Below are 18,142 nucleotides of genomic sequence, written 5' to 3'. Positions count from 1 at the left end.
GAGTTACCTCTCTATTAATTCCATCTAAAATGAGCAAAGGCTTGGTTGGCTTTTGCCATTTTATGTGTATCTTCACGCTTTTTAACTGCAGATCCTTTATTTTCAAACGCGTCCGTCAATTCTCCGGCGAGGCGTAACATCATACCTTTTTCACCACGAGAACGAGCAGCTTGCACAATCCAACGCATACCTAATGCAATACTTCTATCAGTACGTACTTCAACTGGAACCTGATAAGTAGCACCACCAACGCGACGAGATCTTACTTCAACGCTCGGGCGAACGTTATCAAGAGCCTGTTCGAAATAACGAAGAACACTAGTTGCAGCGCCTGAACTACCTTCATCGCCACCTTCTTCATCGTTTTTCTTTGTTTTCTTTACGCGGTCATTCAATAATTCCAAAGCACCATAGATTACTTTTTCAGCAATGGACTTCTTTCCACTAACCATTAGTACGTTAATAAATTTTGCGAGCAATTCACTGTGATGCTTAGGATCAGGTAAAATTTCTCGTTTGGGGACTTCTCTTCTTCTTGGCATGTCTAGTTCCTAAAATCAGATTATTTCTTATCTTTTGGTTTCTTAGTACCGTACTTAGAACGGCCTTGTTTACGATCGTTAACACCAGAGGTATCCAAACTACCGCGAACAGTATGATAACGCACCCCAGGTAAGTCCTTGACACGACCACCGCGAATCAATACTACAGAGTGCTCTTGTAAATTGTGGCCTTCACCACCGATATAGGATGTAACCTCGAAACCATTCGTCAAACGAACACGAGCAACCTTACGCATCGCTGAGTTAGGCTTTTTAGGTGTTGTTGTGTATACACGAGTACAAACACCTCGTCGTTGTGGACAGGATTCCAATGCGGGGACGTTACTTTTCTTTTTAGCATCCACGCGAGGCTTTCTTACTAACTGATTAATAGTAGCCATTTATTCTTAACTCCGAACTTTCTCTTTTGTATATATTTCGAATGCATAAGGAGGCCGGATTCTATATAGGTCCAGCAGGTTTGTCAAGTTCAAACCTGCTGGTTAATAGATCCTGCATCAATGATCATGATGATCTGCATTAAGTGCTTCACTTAATGCATGTTCGACATCACTCGCAGTCACCGTATGCGTACCTTGCTCACTCCCTGCAGCAGCCTTTGCGCGTCTAGCCTTGCGGCCTTGATGATAGGCGTAACCTGTTCCGGCTGGAATCAAGCGTCCTACCATCACGTTTTCTTTTAATCCACGCAGATCATCGACCTTTCCACTAACAGCTGCCTCAGTCAAGACACGTGTTGTTTCCTGGAATGACGCTGCAGAAATAAATGACTCAGTTGCTAAAGATGCTTTCGTAATACCCAATAAAATTGGAATGCCTTGAGCTAATTCTTTATTTTCTGTGCCAAGTTTATCGTTTTCTTGCAGCATTACACTTTCTTCAATCTGCTCACCCACCAAGAATTTTGAATCACCCGAATAAGTTATGACACGCTTGCGTAACATTTGTCGGACAATCACCTCGATGTGTTTGTCATTAATTTTTACCCCTTGCAAGCGGTATACATCTTGAACTTCATTAACGATGTAATTTGCAAGTGCACCAACACCTAGTAGACGTAAAATATCATGCGGATTAAGGGGACCATCGGCAATAACTTCACCTCGTTCCACATGTTCACCTTCAAAGACTGAAATATGACGCCACTTAGGTATTAACTCTTCATGAGAATGATGTTCTGATGCTGTTATTATCAGACGTCGTTTACCCTTCGTTTCTTTACCAAAGTTAACTAGTCCAGATACTTCTGCCATAACAGCTGCATCTTTTGGTTTTCTGGCCTCGAAGAGGTCAGCAACTCTAGGTAGACCCCCGGTAATGTCACGAGTTTTAGAACGTTCTTGAGGAATACGGGCGATAACATCCCCAACACCTACCGTACTACCATCCTCAAAATTGATGATCGCATCTACAGGTAAGTAATACTGAGCGGGAACATTCGTACCTGCCAGATAAATTTCGTCACCATCATCAGAAACAAGTTTAACCATAGGACGAAGATCTTTGCCCGCAGCAGTGCGCTGTTTAGCGTCGATAACTACGATATTACTCAAACCTGTTAGCTCATCAGTCTGACGATTCATTGTCATACCTTCGATAAGATCGACGAACTTTAACTTACCACTCACTTCTGAAATAACCGGGTGAGTATGTGGATCCCAGGTCGCAATAACTTGGCCTGCTTCTACTGACATGTTGTCATGTACGGTTAAAACTGCGCCATAAGGCAATTTATAACGCTCACGCTCACGTCCGAAATCATCAACAATAGATACTTCCCCAGAACGTGATACAGCTACTAAATTGCTATTTTCATGAGAAACCGTCTTAATGTTGTGTAGACGGATAACCCCTTTATTCTTAATTTGAATATTATTTGCAGCGGTTGCTCTTGAAGCCGCCCCTCCGATATGGAAGGTACGCATGGTCAACTGTGTTCCAGGTTCACCGATTGACTGTGCAGCAATAATGCCCACTGCTTCGCCGGTGTTAACCAAATGTCCACGAGCTAAATCACGACCATAGCATTTCGCACAAAGACCAAATCTCGTTTCACAAGTAATTGGTGAACGAACCGACACTTGGTCAACACCAAATTTCTCAAGTTTTTCAACCCAATCTTCATCAAGCAAAGTACCCGCAGTTACAATTGGTTCACCTTGATTTGGAATGTAAACATCAGTAGCAACTACACGACCTAAAACACGCTCGTGTAATGGTTCTACAATGTCTCCACCTTCAATCAATGGTTGCATCAATATGCCGTTCTCAGTACCACAATCATCTTCAGTAATGACTACGTCTTGAGCGACATCCACTAAGCGACGTGTCAAGTATCCAGAGTTAGCAGTCTTTAATGCAGTATCGGCAAGACCTTTACGTGCTCCGTGGGTAGAAATAAAGTACTGGAATACGTTCAATCCTTCACGGAAGTTTGCTGTAATTGGCGTTTCAATAATTGAACCGTCAGGAGCAGCCATCAATCCACGCATACCAGCGAGCTGTCTGATCTGTGCGGCAGAACCCCTCGCGCCTGAGTCAGCCATCATAAAGATTGGATTAAATGACTCTTGACGAGTTGTTTTCCCATCACGTGTTTCAACTTCTTCTGTAGCAATCTTAGCCATCATCGATTTGGCAACCATTTCATTGGTACGAGACCAAATATCGATAACTTTATTATAACGCTCGCCATTGGTTACTAAACCTGAACGATATTGTGCTTCGATTTCACGAACTTCATTGTCAGCTTGTTCAATAATCGCTGCCTTGTCGTCAGGAATTTCCATATCTTCAATACCGATTGAAGCACCGGCACGAGTAGCAAACTTAAATCCTGTATACATTAATTGGTCAGCAAAAATAACTGTTTCTTTCAATCCAAATTTACGGTAGCAAGTATCTACTACTTTGGATATTGCTTTTTTAGTCATTGCTCTGTTAATTAAAGAGAATGACATACCTTTTGGAAGAATATCTGAAAGAATAGCGCGACCCACTGTTGTTTCAACTAAGTGGTAACCTTCAGAATCTTCACGAGACATTCTTATTTTTACTTTCGCATGGATATCTACATAACCTGCTTCGTAGAAATTTTGAGCTTCTTGCGGGCTTGCAAAAATTTTACCTTCGCCTGGAGCATTTACACGCTCTCTTGTTAAATAGTACAAACCAAGTACCACGTCCTGACTAGGAACAATAATTGGCTCTCCACTCGCTGGTGACAAAATGTTATTGGTTGACATCATGAGTGAACGTGCTTCTAACTGGGCTTCCAAGGTCAGAGGTACGTGTACCGCCATTTGGTCCCCGTCGAAGTCAGCGTTGTATGCTGTACACACAAGTGGGTGTAATTGAATAGCTTTACCTTCAATCAACACGGGTTCAAATGCCTGAATACCCAAACGGTGTAAAGTCGGCGCACGGTTAAGCAGAATTGGATGCTCACGAATAACGTCATCGAGAATATCCCATACCACAGGATCTTCGCGTTCAACCATTTTCTTAGCCGCTTTAATGGTCGTTGCTAAACCTCGGAACTCTAGCTTACTAAAAATAAATGGTTTAAAGAGTTCCAACGCCATTTTTTTGGGTAGACCGCATTGATGTAAACGTAAAGTAGGGCCTACTACAATTACAGAACGGCCAGAATAATCCACACGTTTACCAAGAAGGTTCTGTCTGAAGCGACCTTGCTTACCTTTAATCATATCTGCTAATGACTTTAGCGGACGCTTGTTTGTACCTGTAATAGCACGACCACGACGACCATTATCAAGAAGGGCGTCAACAGACTCTTGCAGCATACGCTTCTCATTACGCACGATAATGTCAGGTGCATTTAAATCAAGAAGACGCTTTAGTCGGTTGTTACGATTAATAACTCGGCGATACAGATCATTTAAATCCGATGTTGCAAAACGGCCACCATCTAATGGTACTAATGGACGCAGATCAGGTGGAAGTACTGGTAAGACATCCATGATCATCCATTCAGGCTTATTACCTGATTCTTGGAAAGCTTCAAGTAGTTTGAGTCGTTTTGTAATTTTCTTGATCTTGGTTTCTGAGTTTGTTGTTGGTAACTCTTCACGAAGTGATTTAATCTCTTCTTCCAAATCAATTTGACGTAATAAGTCACGAATCGCTTCTGCACCCATACGTGCGTCAAATTCATCACCATACTGTTCCATTGCATCAAGATAAACTTCATCATTGAGTAATTGACCACGCTCAAGTTCAGTCATGCCTGGATCAACAACAACAAATGCTTCAAAATAAAGCACACGCTCAATATCACGTAAAGTCATATCTAACAATAAGCCGATACGGGATGGAAGTGACTTAAGGAACCATATGTGCGCAACAGGACTTGCCAGTTCAATATGGCCCATTCTTTCGCGACGGACTTTAGCAAGTGCTAGCTCAACACCGCACTTTTCACAAATAACACCACGGTGCTTAAGTCGCTTATATTTACCACACAAACATTCATAATCCTTAACAGGACCAAATGTTTTAGCGCAAAATAAACCATCACGCTCCGGTTTAAATGTACGATAGTTAATGGTCTCAGGCTTTTTAACTTCACCGTAGGACCATGAACGAATTAAATCGGGTGAAGCCAATGCAATTTTAATCGCATCAAACTCTTCACTTTGACCTTGTTGTTTGAGGATGCCAAGCAAATCACTCATCACAGGTGGTTTTCTCATTGGTTCGAGATTAGCCAAGTCTATGCCTCCAAAAATAGTTGTCAGAAATTATCGCTGAACGAATTAGTCATGTTCCAGTTCGATATCGATACCTAATGCTCTTATTTCTTTCAATAAAACATTGAATGATTCAGGCATACCAGGATCCATACGATGGTCACCATCAACTATATTTTTATAAATCTTCGTGCGTCCTCCGACATCATCTGATTTAACTGTTAACATCTCTTGCAACGTATAGGCAGCACCATACGCCTCTAACGCCCACACTTCCATCTCCCCAAAGCGCTGGCCACCAAATTGTGCCTTACCGCCTAGTGGTTGCTGTGTTACCAAGCTATATGATCCTGTAGAACGGGCGTGCATCTTATCATCAACTAAATGATTAAGCTTAAGCATATACATATAGCCAACAGTTACTGGATTATCAAATTGCTTACCAGTTCTGCCATCATACAACGTTGTTTTACCATCTGGACGTAAGCCTGCTAACTCCAGCATTGCCTTAATTTCTTTTTCACTAGCCCCATCAAACACAGGCGTAGCCATAGGAACACCAGCACGTAGGTTGTCAGCCAATATCATGACCTCCTCATCAGCCAGGCTATTTAAGTGAATTCGCTTTTGCCCGTCATGATTATAGATTTTATCCAGATATGATCTGACCTCTGCCACAGAATGTTGAGAATCAATAAGATCAGCTATTCTTTGACCAAGACCTTTAGCAGCTAATCCCAAATGGGTTTCCAGGACCTGTCCGATGTTCATACGTGAAGGAACACCAAGAGGATTTAACACGATATCGACAGCGGTTCCATCAGCCATGTGTGGCATATCTTCCACAGGAACAACAATAGAGATAACCCCTTTGTTTCCGTGACGACCTGCCATTTTATCGCCAGGTTGAATACGACGTTTAACGGCCAAGTAAACTTTAACAATCTTAAGTACGCCAGGCGCTAAATCATCACCTTGAACAATTTTCTTACGACTATCATTAAAACGCTTTTCCATTTCTTTTCCAAGTAATTCCATTTGTTTGGAAAGCTGTTCTAATTGTTGGCTTGTTCCTTCATCATCCACACGGATATCAAACCATTTTTCTCTATTTACTTTATCTAAATAATCAGAGGTTACTTTTGAACCTGGTTTAATGCTGTTTGGTCCACCAGTAGCCACTTTATCCAAGAGTAAATTACTTACACGGTGATAAATATCTTCTTCACGGATACGTCTTTCATCAATTAAGTCTTTACGAACACGAGCTAAGTGCTCCTCTTCAATACTTTTAGCACGCTCATCTTTCTCAAGACCATCACGAGTAAATATTTGTACATCGATTACGGTACCATTCATTCCAGAAGGAACGCGTAAAGAAGAATCCTTAACATCAGATGCTTTCTCACCAAATATTGCTCTTAATAATTTTTCCTCAGGCGTTAGTTGAGTTTCTCCTTTTGGTGTTACTTTACCCACCAAAATATCACCGGCACTAACTTCAGCACCGATATATACAACACCTGACTCGTCTAAACTTGCCAATGCTGATTCGCCCACATTAGGAATATCTGCAGTGATTTCTTCAGTACCAAGTTTTGTATCTCGAGCAATACAAGTTAACTCTTCAATATGAATAGTAGTAAATCTATCTTCTTGAACAATACGCTCAGAAATAAGAATAGAGTCCTCAAAGTTGTAACCATTCCAAGGCATGAATGCGACTAAGAGATTTTGTCCTAATGCTAACTCTCCCATATCGGTGCAAGGTCCATCAGCCAAAATATCTCCTCGCTGAATACGATCACCTGTAGAAACGATAGGACGTTGGTTGATACATGTGTCTTGGTTTGAACGGAAGTATTTCGTTAGGTTGTAAATATCAACCCCTGCTTCACCCGCTGTAGTTTCATCATCATTAACACGTACAACGATACGAGAAGCATCAACTAAATCAATGACTCCACCACGTCTCGCGACTACTGATACTCCAGAATCCGAAGCAACAGTACGTTCCATACCTGTTCCAACTAGTGGCTTTTCAGAACGCAACGTTGGTACTGCTTGACGTTGCATGTTAGAGCCCATGAGTGCACGGTTAGCATCATCATGTTCAAGGAAAGGAATCAAAGAAGCAGCAACAGAAACGATCTGCTTCGGAGAAACGTCCATATAGTTAATTTTATCAGGAGTTGTTAAAGAAAACTCATTCTGATGTCTGCAAGGTACCAAGTCCGCTAGAATATTGCCTTTTGCATCAACTGGAACATTAGACTGCGCAATGTATTGATCGACTTCTTCAATAGCAGAAAGGTATTCAATATCGTCAGTTACACGACCGTCAATTACCTTACGGCAAGGAGTCTCAATAAAACCATAATCATTAGTTCTGGCATATACTGAGAGTGAGTTAATCAATCCAATATTTGGACCTTCAGGCGTTTCAATTGGGCAAACACGACCATAGTGAGTAGTATGTACGTCACGCACCTCAAAACCTGCACGCTCTCTAGTTAAACCACCTGGGCCAAGCGCTGAAACACGACGTTTATGAGTTACCCCGGATAGTGGATTTACTTGATCCATAAATTGTGACAATTGGCTTGAGCCGAAGAATTCTTTCACCGCAGCCGAAACTGGTTTTGCGTTAATTAAATCTTGTGGCATTAAGTTTTCAGACTCAACCAAACTTAAACGCTCTTTAACAGCTCGCTCAACGCGAACAAGACCAACGCGGAATTGGTTTTCAGCCATCTCGCCAACGCTTCTTACACGACGGTTACCTAAATGATCAATATCATCGACCATACCGATACCATTACGTATATCAATAAGAGTTTTAATAACAGCGAGAATATCTTCTTTTGCTAATGTTCCAGGACCAGTATCTTCTTTTCTACCAACACGACGGTTAAATTTCATACGACCAACTGCAGAAAGATCATAGCGATCTTCAGCAAAGAATAAATTCTTAAATAATGCTTCTGCAGCTTCTTTAGTGGGTGGTTCCCCCGGACGCATCATACGGTATATTTCAACCAATGCTTCTAATTGGCTAGTGGTTGGGTCGATTCTGAGCGTATCAGAAATATATGAGCCATGATCTAGATCATTGGTATAAATCATCTCAAAGTTGAGGATACCATTATCAGCGAGTTGATCGAGTAACTCAGCACTTACTTCATCATTAGCCTGTGCTAAAACTTCGCCTGTTTCAGTATTAATGATATTTTTAGCAAGTACTTTACCAATCAGATAATCTCTTGGAACGACCAGATCTTGCATATTGCTTTTTTCCATCATTTTAATATGACGTGCAGTTATGCGTCGGCCTTGTTCAACAATTAACTCACCAGTTTCAGGAACAACAATATCAAAGGATGCAATTTCACCACGCAATCTTGCGGGTATAAGGTTAATATGAAACTCACCATTTCTTAATTGACAAACAGTTGTTTCAAAAAATTGAGCCAAAACATCTTCAGTTTCATAACCAAGAGCACGCAATAAAATAGTTACGGGTAACTTGCGGCGTCTATCTATTCTAACAAACACACAATCTTTTGGATCGAATTCAAAATCAAGCCATGACCCACGATACGGAATAATACGAGCTGAATATAGCAGTTTTCCGGAAGAATGTGTTTTACCACGATCATGTTCGAAAATTACGCCTGGAGAACGATGTAATTGAGAAACAACAACACGTTCGGTTCCATTGACGACGAAGGTACCTACGTCAGTCATTAAAGGAATTTCACCCATGAATACGTCTTGTTCACGGATATCTTTAATTGGTTTGGGTTCACCTGCTGCGTCTTTGTCTAGAACAACCAGACGAATTTTTACACGCAGTGGTGCAGAATATGTTAATCCTCTGAGTTTGCACTCACGTACATCAAACGCTGGCTCACCAAGCTTATAGCTCACATATTCGAGTCTGGCATTTCCAGAAAAGCTTTCTATAGGGAATACTGATGAGAACGCAGCATGTAAACCTGTTTTCTGTCCGTTTCCATTAGGATCGGTTTCTAAAAAATCGCGATACGATTTTAGCTGGATTTCAAGCAGATTTGGAATTTCCATTTTATCTGCCTGCCTACCAAAGCTTTTGCGAAATCGTTTTTTCTCAGCATGTGAATATTGAGGTTTAGCTTCTGCAATTGCCATGGTGGTTCCTCTGTAAAATTATTGATATCATCAAACACACAAACCCAGCCATGAAACCATGGCCGGGTTCTTAAACTTATCTACAACGGTATTACTTAACTTCGACAGACGCGCCAGCTTCTTCAAGCTTCTTCTTAATGTCAGCAGCTTCGTCTTTAGATACACTTTCTTTAACAGTTGAAGGAGCACCTTCTACTAGATCTTTAGCTTCTTTCAAGCCTAATCCAGTGATTTCACGAATTGCTTTAATAACACCGACTTTGTTTGCACCGAAACTGGTCATTACAACATTGAATTCAGTTTTTTCTTCGGCAGCAGCAGCACCACCTGCAGCAGGTGCAGCAACAGCTACAGCAGCAGCGGCAGCAGAAACATTGAATTTCTCTTCCATTGCTTCGATAAGTTCAACAACTTCCATTACAGTCATGTTAGAGATTGTTTCAAGAATCTCATTTTTTGATACAGCCATTTCTAGCTCCTAAGTTAAAAATTATAAAGATTATGTGGTCTATTACTGTTTTTTGTCTTTGATTGCAGCGACTGTTCTTACCAATTTGGCATGAGGTTCTGCAAGAGTACGGACAAATTTCTCTATTGGTGCCTTCATCACATACATTAGTTTAGCTAATGCTTCATCACGAGTAGGTAGACTAGCCACAGCTTCAAGTTGATCCGGACTATATACTTTACCACTCACTGCTAATGCTTTGATTTCAAGCTTATCAAATGTCTTGACGAATTCCTTTAGCATTCTTGCAGCATCGCTCGGAGCTTCGAGAGATAAAGCAATAAATAAAGGTCCAACCAACTTATCACTCAAGCAGGAAAACTCGGTATTTTCAAATGCTCTACGAGTTAGTGTATTAGGTACTACTCGTAAATAAACACCTGATTTCCGTGCTTCGCTACGCAGTTGGGTCATTTGATTCACAGTTAAACCACGATAATCAGCAACGACTGCCGAAATAGCCTTAGAAGCGACAACACTCACTTCCTCTACAACGGCTTTTTTTGCAGCTAATGTCAATGTCACGTTACTGACCTCCTAAGTTGCGCAAATCATTATCTGATTTGACAGTTATGGTGGCCGTCTCAGAATATTCAGAGTCGGTTCACCGTCTGCGCAGGATATTAAGCCTGAGGCACCTGCGGTCTTCGACGGCATCGAACCATGTCTATGCCGTGAAAGCGGTTTTAAGGGCGTTATATGTTACACAGGTATTGTAGCAATATCAATAGGCAAGCCTGGCCCCATTGTTGTTGATAATGAAATTTTCTTGAAATATACACCTTTAGCTGATGTAGGTTTCGCTTTACGCAAGTCAACCAACAATGCAGCGATGTTTTCAATCAAATCTTCAGCAGAGAAATGAGCCTTTCCAACTGTGCAATGAATAATACCATTCTTGTCAGTTCTATAACGAACCTGACCTGATTTAGCATCGTTAACAGCACCTTCTACGTTCATGGTCACAGTACCAACTTTAGGGTTAGGCATTAAACCACGAGGACCAAGAATTTGTCCTAACTGTCCAACGATACGCATTGCATCAGGTGTTGCAATTACAACATCAAAGTCCATCTGACCGGCTTTAATTTGGTCAGCCAAGTCTTCAAAACCAACTATATCTGCACCTGCATTCTTAGCTTTAGTTGCATTATCTCCTTGAGCAAATACTGCCACACGAACCTTTTTACCGGTACCTTTTGGTAGATTTGTCGAAGAGCGAACAACTTGATCTGACTTACGAGGATCAACACCAAGATTAACACTGATATCAACACTTTCTTCAAAATTTTTACTAGCAAACTCTTTAAGTATAGCAATTGCTTCTGATGCATTATAAAGATGATTTACTTTCACTTTTTCACGTATTTTCTTTTGTTTCTTACTAATAGCCATTGGTAACCCCTTATTGCAAATCCTCAACCTCGATACCCATGCTTCGTGCAGTTCCAGCAATACTACGAACCGCAGCTTCTAAACTACCTGCTGTTAAGTCAGGTTGTTTCATCTTAGCAATGTCTTCGAGTTGAGCGCGTTTTAACTTAGCAACTTTCTTGGTATTTGGGGTGCCACTTCCACTTTGAATACCAGCAGCTTTCTTAAGCAGCACAGAAGCTGGAGGAGTCTTAGTTATAAATGTAAAACTACGATCCGCGTACACAGTGATTACTACTGGAGTAACCAAGCCTGGTTCCATATTCTGGGTTTGAGCATTGAATGCCTTGCAAAACTCCATAATATTTACACCACGCTGTCCTAAAGCAGGACCAACTGGTGGACTTGGATTTGCCTTACCTGCTGGTATCTGTAGTTTAATATATGCTTCTACTTTTTTAGCCATAATTGCTCCTTACGGGTATAACGCTTGTTCGCTGTCTATACTTAAAGTACTTTTAGCTACTAGAGCTTCCCAGTTACACACAAAAATTAAGTCTTTTCTACCTGACTAAATTCGAGCTCGACTGGAGTTGAGCGACCGAATATTAGTACCGCCACTCTTAAGCGGCTTTTCTCATAGTTAACTTCTTCAACAACACCATTGAAGTCAACAAAAGGTCCTTCTTTAACACGCACAACTTCTCCTGGTTCAAATAATATTTTTGGTTTAGGTTTCGTTACGCCTTCCTCAACACGCTGTAAGATAGCTCTAGCTTCTTTATCAGTAATTGGTGTTGGTGTTTGACTTGTTCCACCGATAAAGCCTAAAACTCGAGGAATTGCTCGAATCATATGCCATGTTTCATCATCCATGATCATATTAACCAACACATATCCAGGAAAGAATTTTCGCGTGCTTTTTCGTTTTTGACCGGCCCGCATCTCAACAACTTCTTCCGATGGAACAACTACCTCACCTATCTTATCTTGTAGATGATGGTGTTCTGCACGTGATTTAATTTCGCGCATGACAAAATTTTCATAGCCAGAGTAGGCATGAACCACATACCATTGTTTAGTTTTATGCTCTTCCACCGTATTTTCAACCCAAATGTGTTAGTTTAGCGATTGCCCACATCATTGCAGAGTCTACACCCCAAAGAACAAATCCTGTTACTGTAACCATGATCATGACAATAGATGTGGTTTGAATAGTTTCCTGGCGAGTTGGCCAGACAACTTTTTGTAGCTCAATTTTAGCTTCTTTTGCAAATGCAAAAACTTGTCTTCCCTTAGATGTAAAAAATCCCAGGACACCGACTAAGACAAACCAGCCAATCCAGACAATGGCTTTTATAGGGGCTGTGAAATCGAAATAATAGGTCCCTAAAAAGGCAAAAATTGTGATCAGCACAATGCCAAACCACAACATAATTTCTTTAAAGTTCAATTTAGAATCACTTGAATTTTTCATATTTATCTAACTGTTGGCAGGCCAGGAGGGAATCGAACCCCCAACCTGCGGTTTTGGAGACCGCCGCTCTGCCAATTGAGCTACTGGCCTAACATTTAGCATATTGTGTGAAGCTTTTAAGCTTCACACCTTTCATCATTTATTCAATGATTTTTGCAACAACACCAGCACCAACTGTGCGACCACCTTCACGAATTGCGAAACGCAATCCTTCGTCCATAGCAATTGGTGAATGCAAGGTAACTGTCATTTGGACGTTATCCCCTGGCATTACCATTTCTATTCCGCTTGGTAATTCACAAGATCCAGTTACGTCTGTCGTTCTGAAGTAAAACTGTGGACGGTATCCATTGAAAAATGGAGTATGACGACCACCTTCATCTTTTGACAACACGTATACTTCTGCTTCAAACTTGGTGTGAGGCTTGATTGTACCAGGTTTCGCCAATACTTGACCACGCTCTACTTCGTCTCTCTTTGTTCCACGTAACAATACGCCAACGTTATCGCCTGCGCGACCTTCGTCAAGTAACTTACGGAACATTTCAACGCCTGTACAAGTCGTCTTCTGGGTATCTCGTATTCCTACAATTTCTACTTCTTCACCAACTTTTACTATTCCACTCTCAACACGACCAGTTACTACTGTTCCTCGACCAGAAATTGAAAATACGTCTTCAATCGGTAATAAGAAACTCTTGTCAATGTTTCTTACTGGTTCTGGTATGTAGGAATCCATCGTCTCTACCAACTTCTCAATCGCTGCCACGCCAATCTCGCTGGTATCGCCTTCCAGTGCTTTTAGCGCTGAACCGACTACAATAGGAATATCATCTCCTGGAAACTCATAACTGCTTAACAGGTCACGTACTTCCATCTCTACTAATTCTAACAACTCCGGATCGTCCACCATATCCGCTTTGTTCATGAATACTACAATGTATGGCACACCTACTTGACGTGACAACAAAATGTGTTCACGTGTTTGTGGCATTGGACCATCCGCTGCTGATACTACTAAAATAGCTCCGTCCATTTGAGCTGCACCTGTAATCATGTTCTTCACATAGTCAGCATGACCAGGGCAATCCACGTGGGCATAGTGGCGGTTCGCTGATTCATACTCAACGTGTGCCGTTGATATCGTAATTCCACGCTCTCGCTCTTCCGGCGCCGCGTCAATTTGATCATACGCTTTCGCTGTCCCACCAAACTTCTTTGCCATAATTGTGGTAATCGCTGCAGTCAATGTGGTCTTACCATGGTCTACGTGACCAATCGTTCCCACGTTTACGTGCGGCTTCTTACGCTCAAACTTTTCCTTCGCCATCGAAAGATCTCCCCATTCAAAAGTTGATAACTGTATGGTGCCCACAACTGGACTCGAACCAACGACCTCTTCCTTACCAAGGAAGTGCTCTACCACCTGAGCTATGTGGGCCTTTAGCTACAGTCTGCACTATTCACAGGCTGTTATAAAACTTGGAGCGGGTGATGGGAATCGAACCCACGCTATCAGCTTGGAAGGCTGAAGTTCTACCATTGAACTACACCCGCCTGCTCACTTTTTTTCGTCTTCACAATACTGGTGGAGGGGGAAGGATTCGAACCTTCGAAGGCAGAGCCGTCAGATTTACAGTCTGATCCCTTTGACCGCTCGGGAACCCCTCCCAAAAGAACGCCATTTTCTTTCATGGCATGACTAAAGTCAATAGCCTTAGTCCAGTAAATGTGGACTAGATCTAGATGGTGCTGGCACCAGGAATCGAACCCGGGACCTACTGATTACAAGTCAGTTGCTCTACCTACTGAGCTACGCCAGCAATACTCTTTCACTATGTGCTTTAGCCTGGCTATTTTATAGGCCTTAAGCAGCACAATATTCACTTAATCGCGAATTACTACTTATATAAAGCCCTGGCAATGACCTACTTTCGCATGAGGACACCTCACACTATCATCGGCGCGGGTCTGTTTCACTTCTGAGTTCGAGATGGAGTCAGGTGGTTCCAGACCGCTATGGTCGCCAGGAAAACTGGTTATCCTAAACTGGGGTTGACAGGATTAACTGTCTTGCCAGTCAGGCTGGTAAAGAAGTAAGGGTAACACAAGTTGCCTTTCGGCTCTAATCTTTTGTTGCCATATTCCGAAGCAATTCAGGTTATATGGTCAAGACAATCAGCCAATTAGTACGAGTTAGCTTCACACATTACTGCGCTTCCACACCTCGCCTATCAACGTCGTAGTCTTCAACGGGCTTCATGGGAAAACTCATCTTGAGGGAGGCTTCCCGCTTAGATGCTTTCAGCGGTTATCCCGTCCGAACTTAGCTACCCGGCAATGCAACTGGCGTCACAACCGGTACACCAGAGGTTCGTCCACTCCGGTCCTCTCGTACTAGGAGCAGCTCCTCTCAATTTTCCTACGCCCACGGCAGATAGGGACCGAACTGTCTCACGACGTTCTAAACCCAGCTCGCGTACCACTTTAAATGGCGAACAGCCATACCCTTGGGACCTGCTTCAGCCCCAGGATGTGATGAGCCGACATCGAGGTGCCAAACACCGCCGTCGATATGAACTCTTGGGCGGTATCAGCCTGTTATCCCCGGAGTACCTTTTATCCGTTGAGCGATGGCCCTTCCATTCAGAACCACCGGATCACTAAGACCTACTTTCGTACCTGCTCGAGCCGTCACTCTCGCAGTCAAGCACCCTTTTGCCTTTACACTCTTGGTACGATGTCCGACCGTACCGAGGGTACCTTTGTGCTCCTCCGTTACTCTTTGGGAGGAGACCGCCCCAGTCAAACTACCCACCATACACTGTCCTCAACCAGGATTACTGGCCCAAGTTAGAACCTCAATAATAACAGGGTGGTATTTCAAGGTCGGCTCCATGCGAACTGGCGTCCGCACTTCATAGCCTCCCACCTATCCTACACAGTTATCATCAAAGTCCAGTGCAAAGCTGTAGTAAAGGTTCACGGGGTCTTTCCGTCTAGCCGCGGGTACACTGCATCTTCACAGCGATTTCAATTTCACTGAGTCTCGGGTGGAGACAGCGTGGCCATCGTTACGCCATTCGTGCAGGTCGGAACTTACCCGACAAGGAATTTCGCTACCTTAGGACCGTTATAGTTACGGCCGCCGTTTACCGGGGCTTCGATCAAGAGCTTCTCCGAAGATAACCCCATCAATTAACCTTCCGGCACCGGGCAGGCGTCACACCCTATACGTCTTCTTTCGAATTTGCAGAGTGCTGTGTTTTTAATAAACAGTCGCAGCCACCTGGTCTCTGCGGCCCTCACCAGCTTCGTTTAGCAAGTAAACTAACCAGCAAGGGCGTACCTTCTCCCGAAGTTACGGTACCATTTTGCCTAGTTCCTTCACCCGAGTTCTCTCAAGCGCCTTAGTATTCTCTACTTGTCCACCTGTGTCGGTTTGCGGTACGGTTCTCTATAAGTTATGGCTAGCAGCTTTTCCTGGAAGCTTGGCATCAATGACTTCCCTGCACCCCGTAGGGTCAGGACCACTCGGCACCTCTGCGTATCGAGAAACCGGATTTGCCAGGTCTCTCCGCCTACATGCCAGTACCGGGACTACCAACGCCCGGCTCACCTAGCCTTCTTCGTCCCCACATCACCACTTATAGAAAGTCCAGGAATATTAACCTGGTTCCCATCGACTACGCTCTTCAGCCTCGCCTTAGGGGCCGACTCACCCTGCTCCGATTAACGTCGTGCAGGAAACCTGGGACTTCCGGCGAGAGGGTTTTTCACCCTCTTTATCGTTACTCATGTCAGCATTCGCACTTCTGATACCTCCAGCCCACTTCTCAATGAACCTTCATCAGCCTACAGAACGCTCCCCTACCACGTGCACTTAGTGCACATCCGCAGCTTCGGTGTATAGTTTTAGCCCCGTTACATCTTCCGCGCAGGCCGACTCGACCAGTGAGCTATTACGCTTTCTTTAAAGGATGGCTGCTTCTAAGCCAACCTCCTGGCTGTCTATGCCTTCCCACATCGTTTCCCACTTAACTATAACTTCGGGACCTTAGCTGGCGGTCTGGGTTGTTTCCCTCTTCACGACGGACGTTAGCACCCGCCGTGTGTCTCCCGTGATTCAATTTGCCGGTATTCGGAGTTTGCATCGGTTTGGTAAGCCATGACAGCCCCCTAGCCGAAACAGTGCTCTACCCCCAGTAATCATTCACGAGGCGCTACCTAAATAGCTTTCGGGGAGAACCAGCTATCTCCGGGCTTGATTAGCCTTTCACTCCTAGCCACACGTCATCCGATAATTTTTCAACATTACCCGGTTCGGACCTCCAGTTGGTGTTACCCAACCTTCATCCTGCACATGGCTAGATCGCCCGGTTTCGGGTCTACTCACAGCGACTCTCGCCCTTTTAAGACTCGATTTCTCTACGGCTTCCTTATTCAGTTAACCTCGCCACTGAAAGTAACTCGCTGACCCATTATACAAAAGGTACGCAGTCACACAGCCTAAGCTATGCTCCCACTGCTTGTACGCAAACGGTTTCAGGTTCTATTTCACTCCCCTCTCCGGGGTTCTTTTCGCCTTTCCCTCACGGTACTGGTTCACTATCGGTCAGTAAGGAGTATTTAGCCTTGGATGATGGTCCACCCATCTTCAACCAGGATTTCACGTGTCCCGGCCTACTTGTTCGCATGCCTAGTTCTTCAATACTATGTCGTATACGGGACTTTCACCCCCTACGGTCAGCCTTCCCAAACTGTTCTACTTCTAGTATCGATAAATCATGCCAGGCTCTTCCCCGTTCGCTCGCCGCTACTTAGAGAATCTCAATTGATTTCTTTTCCTTCGGGTACTTAGATGTTTCAGTTCCCCGAGTTCGCCTCTGTAACCTATGTATTCAGCCACAGATAACCTACTCTCGTAAGTTGGGTTCCCCCATTCGGACATCTCTGGATCAACGCACGTTTCCAACTCCCCAGAGCTTTTCGCAGGATTCCACGTCCTTCTTCGCCTCTTACTGCCAAGGCATCCACCGTTTGCGCTTCTCTTCTTGACCATATAACCTGAGTTTCCTCAGATTATTTCCGACAAAAGATTAATACTAATTCGCTTGTGTTTACCCTTTCTTCTTTACCAAATTGTTAATGAACGTCCGGATTAACCAGATTAAAGTAATCTCTATAAAATCACTTTGATCTAATCCATCCTACAGAAACGTTGGTGGGTCTGAGTGGACTTGAACCACCGGCCTCACCCTTATCAGGGGTGCGCTCTAACCAGCTGAGCTACAGACCCATTTTTCTGCAACCTTTTACCTTACTCTTCGTTATATTG

General features: G+C 43.3%; 11 protein-coding genes, 6 tRNA genes and 2 rRNA genes. All 19 read right to left on the bottom strand.

The features are described from left to right. Positions 1 to 14: 14 nt before the first annotated feature. Positions 15 to 542, bottom strand: coding sequence for a 30S ribosomal protein S7 (rpsG, locus tag LHA_RS01530; protein WP_045104972.1), 528 nt, complete (start codon positions 540 to 542; stop codon positions 15 to 17). A gap of 20 nt (positions 543 to 562) precedes the next feature. Then, entirely contained in the window at positions 563 to 943 is a 381-nt protein-coding gene (gene rpsL / locus LHA_RS01525; RefSeq protein WP_045098305.1) for a 30S ribosomal protein S12, read from the bottom strand. Positions 944 to 1,060: 117 nt separating this feature from the next. Further along, positions 1,061 to 5,260 carry a DNA-directed RNA polymerase subunit beta' gene (rpoC, locus tag LHA_RS01520; protein ID WP_045107330.1) on the bottom strand — a complete coding sequence of 1,400 codons (4,200 nt, stop codon included), beginning with the start codon at positions 5,258 to 5,260 and terminating at the stop codon, positions 1,061 to 1,063. 81 nt (positions 5,261 to 5,341) lie between these two features. Then, positions 5,342 to 9,445, bottom strand: coding sequence for a DNA-directed RNA polymerase subunit beta (gene rpoB / locus LHA_RS01515; RefSeq protein ID WP_045104971.1), 4,104 nt, complete (start codon positions 9,443 to 9,445; stop codon positions 5,342 to 5,344). A gap of 91 nt (positions 9,446 to 9,536) precedes the next feature. Further along, on the bottom strand, positions 9,537 to 9,914 hold the full coding sequence (gene rplL / locus LHA_RS01510; protein WP_045104970.1) for a 50S ribosomal protein L7/L12: 378 nt from the start codon (positions 9,912 to 9,914) through the stop codon (positions 9,537 to 9,539). Between the two features lie 42 nt (positions 9,915 to 9,956). Then, positions 9,957 to 10,478, bottom strand: a complete 522-nt coding sequence (rplJ, locus tag LHA_RS01505) for a 50S ribosomal protein L10 (protein ID WP_045104969.1) — start codon at positions 10,476 to 10,478, stop codon at positions 9,957 to 9,959. A 177-nt stretch (positions 10,479 to 10,655) separates the two neighbouring features. Continuing rightward, entirely contained in the window at positions 10,656 to 11,348 is a 693-nt protein-coding gene (gene rplA / locus LHA_RS01500) for a 50S ribosomal protein L1 (protein ID WP_045104968.1), read from the bottom strand. A gap of 10 nt (positions 11,349 to 11,358) precedes the next feature. Next, positions 11,359 to 11,793, bottom strand: coding sequence for a 50S ribosomal protein L11 (rplK, locus tag LHA_RS01495; RefSeq protein ID WP_045104967.1), 435 nt, complete (start codon positions 11,791 to 11,793; stop codon positions 11,359 to 11,361). A gap of 86 nt (positions 11,794 to 11,879) precedes the next feature. Beyond that, positions 11,880 to 12,425, bottom strand: coding sequence for a transcription termination/antitermination protein NusG (nusG, locus tag LHA_RS01490; protein ID WP_045104966.1), 546 nt, complete (start codon positions 12,423 to 12,425; stop codon positions 11,880 to 11,882). A 7-nt stretch (positions 12,426 to 12,432) separates the two neighbouring features. Continuing rightward, positions 12,433 to 12,804, bottom strand: a complete 372-nt coding sequence (gene secE, locus LHA_RS01485) for a preprotein translocase subunit SecE (protein ID WP_045104965.1) — start codon at positions 12,802 to 12,804, stop codon at positions 12,433 to 12,435. A 14-nt stretch (positions 12,805 to 12,818) separates the two neighbouring features. Then, positions 12,819 to 12,894 (bottom strand) — tRNA-Trp (locus tag LHA_RS01480). Between the two features lie 49 nt (positions 12,895 to 12,943). Further along, positions 12,944 to 14,134 carry an elongation factor Tu gene (tuf, locus tag LHA_RS01475; protein WP_045104964.1) on the bottom strand — a complete coding sequence of 397 codons (1,191 nt, stop codon included), beginning with the start codon at positions 14,132 to 14,134 and terminating at the stop codon, positions 12,944 to 12,946. A 35-nt stretch (positions 14,135 to 14,169) separates the two neighbouring features. After that, positions 14,170 to 14,245: transfer RNA gene (locus LHA_RS01470), tRNA-Thr, on the bottom strand. 42 nt (positions 14,246 to 14,287) lie between these two features. Next, positions 14,288 to 14,361, bottom strand: a tRNA-Gly gene (locus LHA_RS01465). A 29-nt stretch (positions 14,362 to 14,390) separates the two neighbouring features. Next, a tRNA-Tyr gene (locus tag LHA_RS01460) sits at positions 14,391 to 14,475 on the bottom strand. Positions 14,476 to 14,551: 76 nt separating this feature from the next. Beyond that, positions 14,552 to 14,627, bottom strand: a tRNA-Thr gene (locus tag LHA_RS01455). Between the two features lie 92 nt (positions 14,628 to 14,719). Further along, a 5S ribosomal RNA gene (gene rrf / locus LHA_RS01450) occupies positions 14,720 to 14,835 on the bottom strand. A gap of 134 nt (positions 14,836 to 14,969) precedes the next feature. After that, a 23S ribosomal RNA gene (locus tag LHA_RS01445) occupies positions 14,970 to 17,864 on the bottom strand. Between the two features lie 162 nt (positions 17,865 to 18,026). Beyond that, positions 18,027 to 18,103: transfer RNA gene (locus LHA_RS01440), tRNA-Ile, on the bottom strand. Between the last annotated feature and the right edge of the window lie 39 nt (positions 18,104 to 18,142).

It is taken from the genome of Legionella hackeliae, assembly GCF_000953655.1.
Lineage (GTDB): Bacteria > Pseudomonadota > Gammaproteobacteria > Legionellales > Legionellaceae > Tatlockia > Tatlockia hackeliae.
The sequence above is the reverse complement of the archived record's forward strand: the minus strand, read 5'-3'. Positions and strand labels throughout refer to the sequence as shown.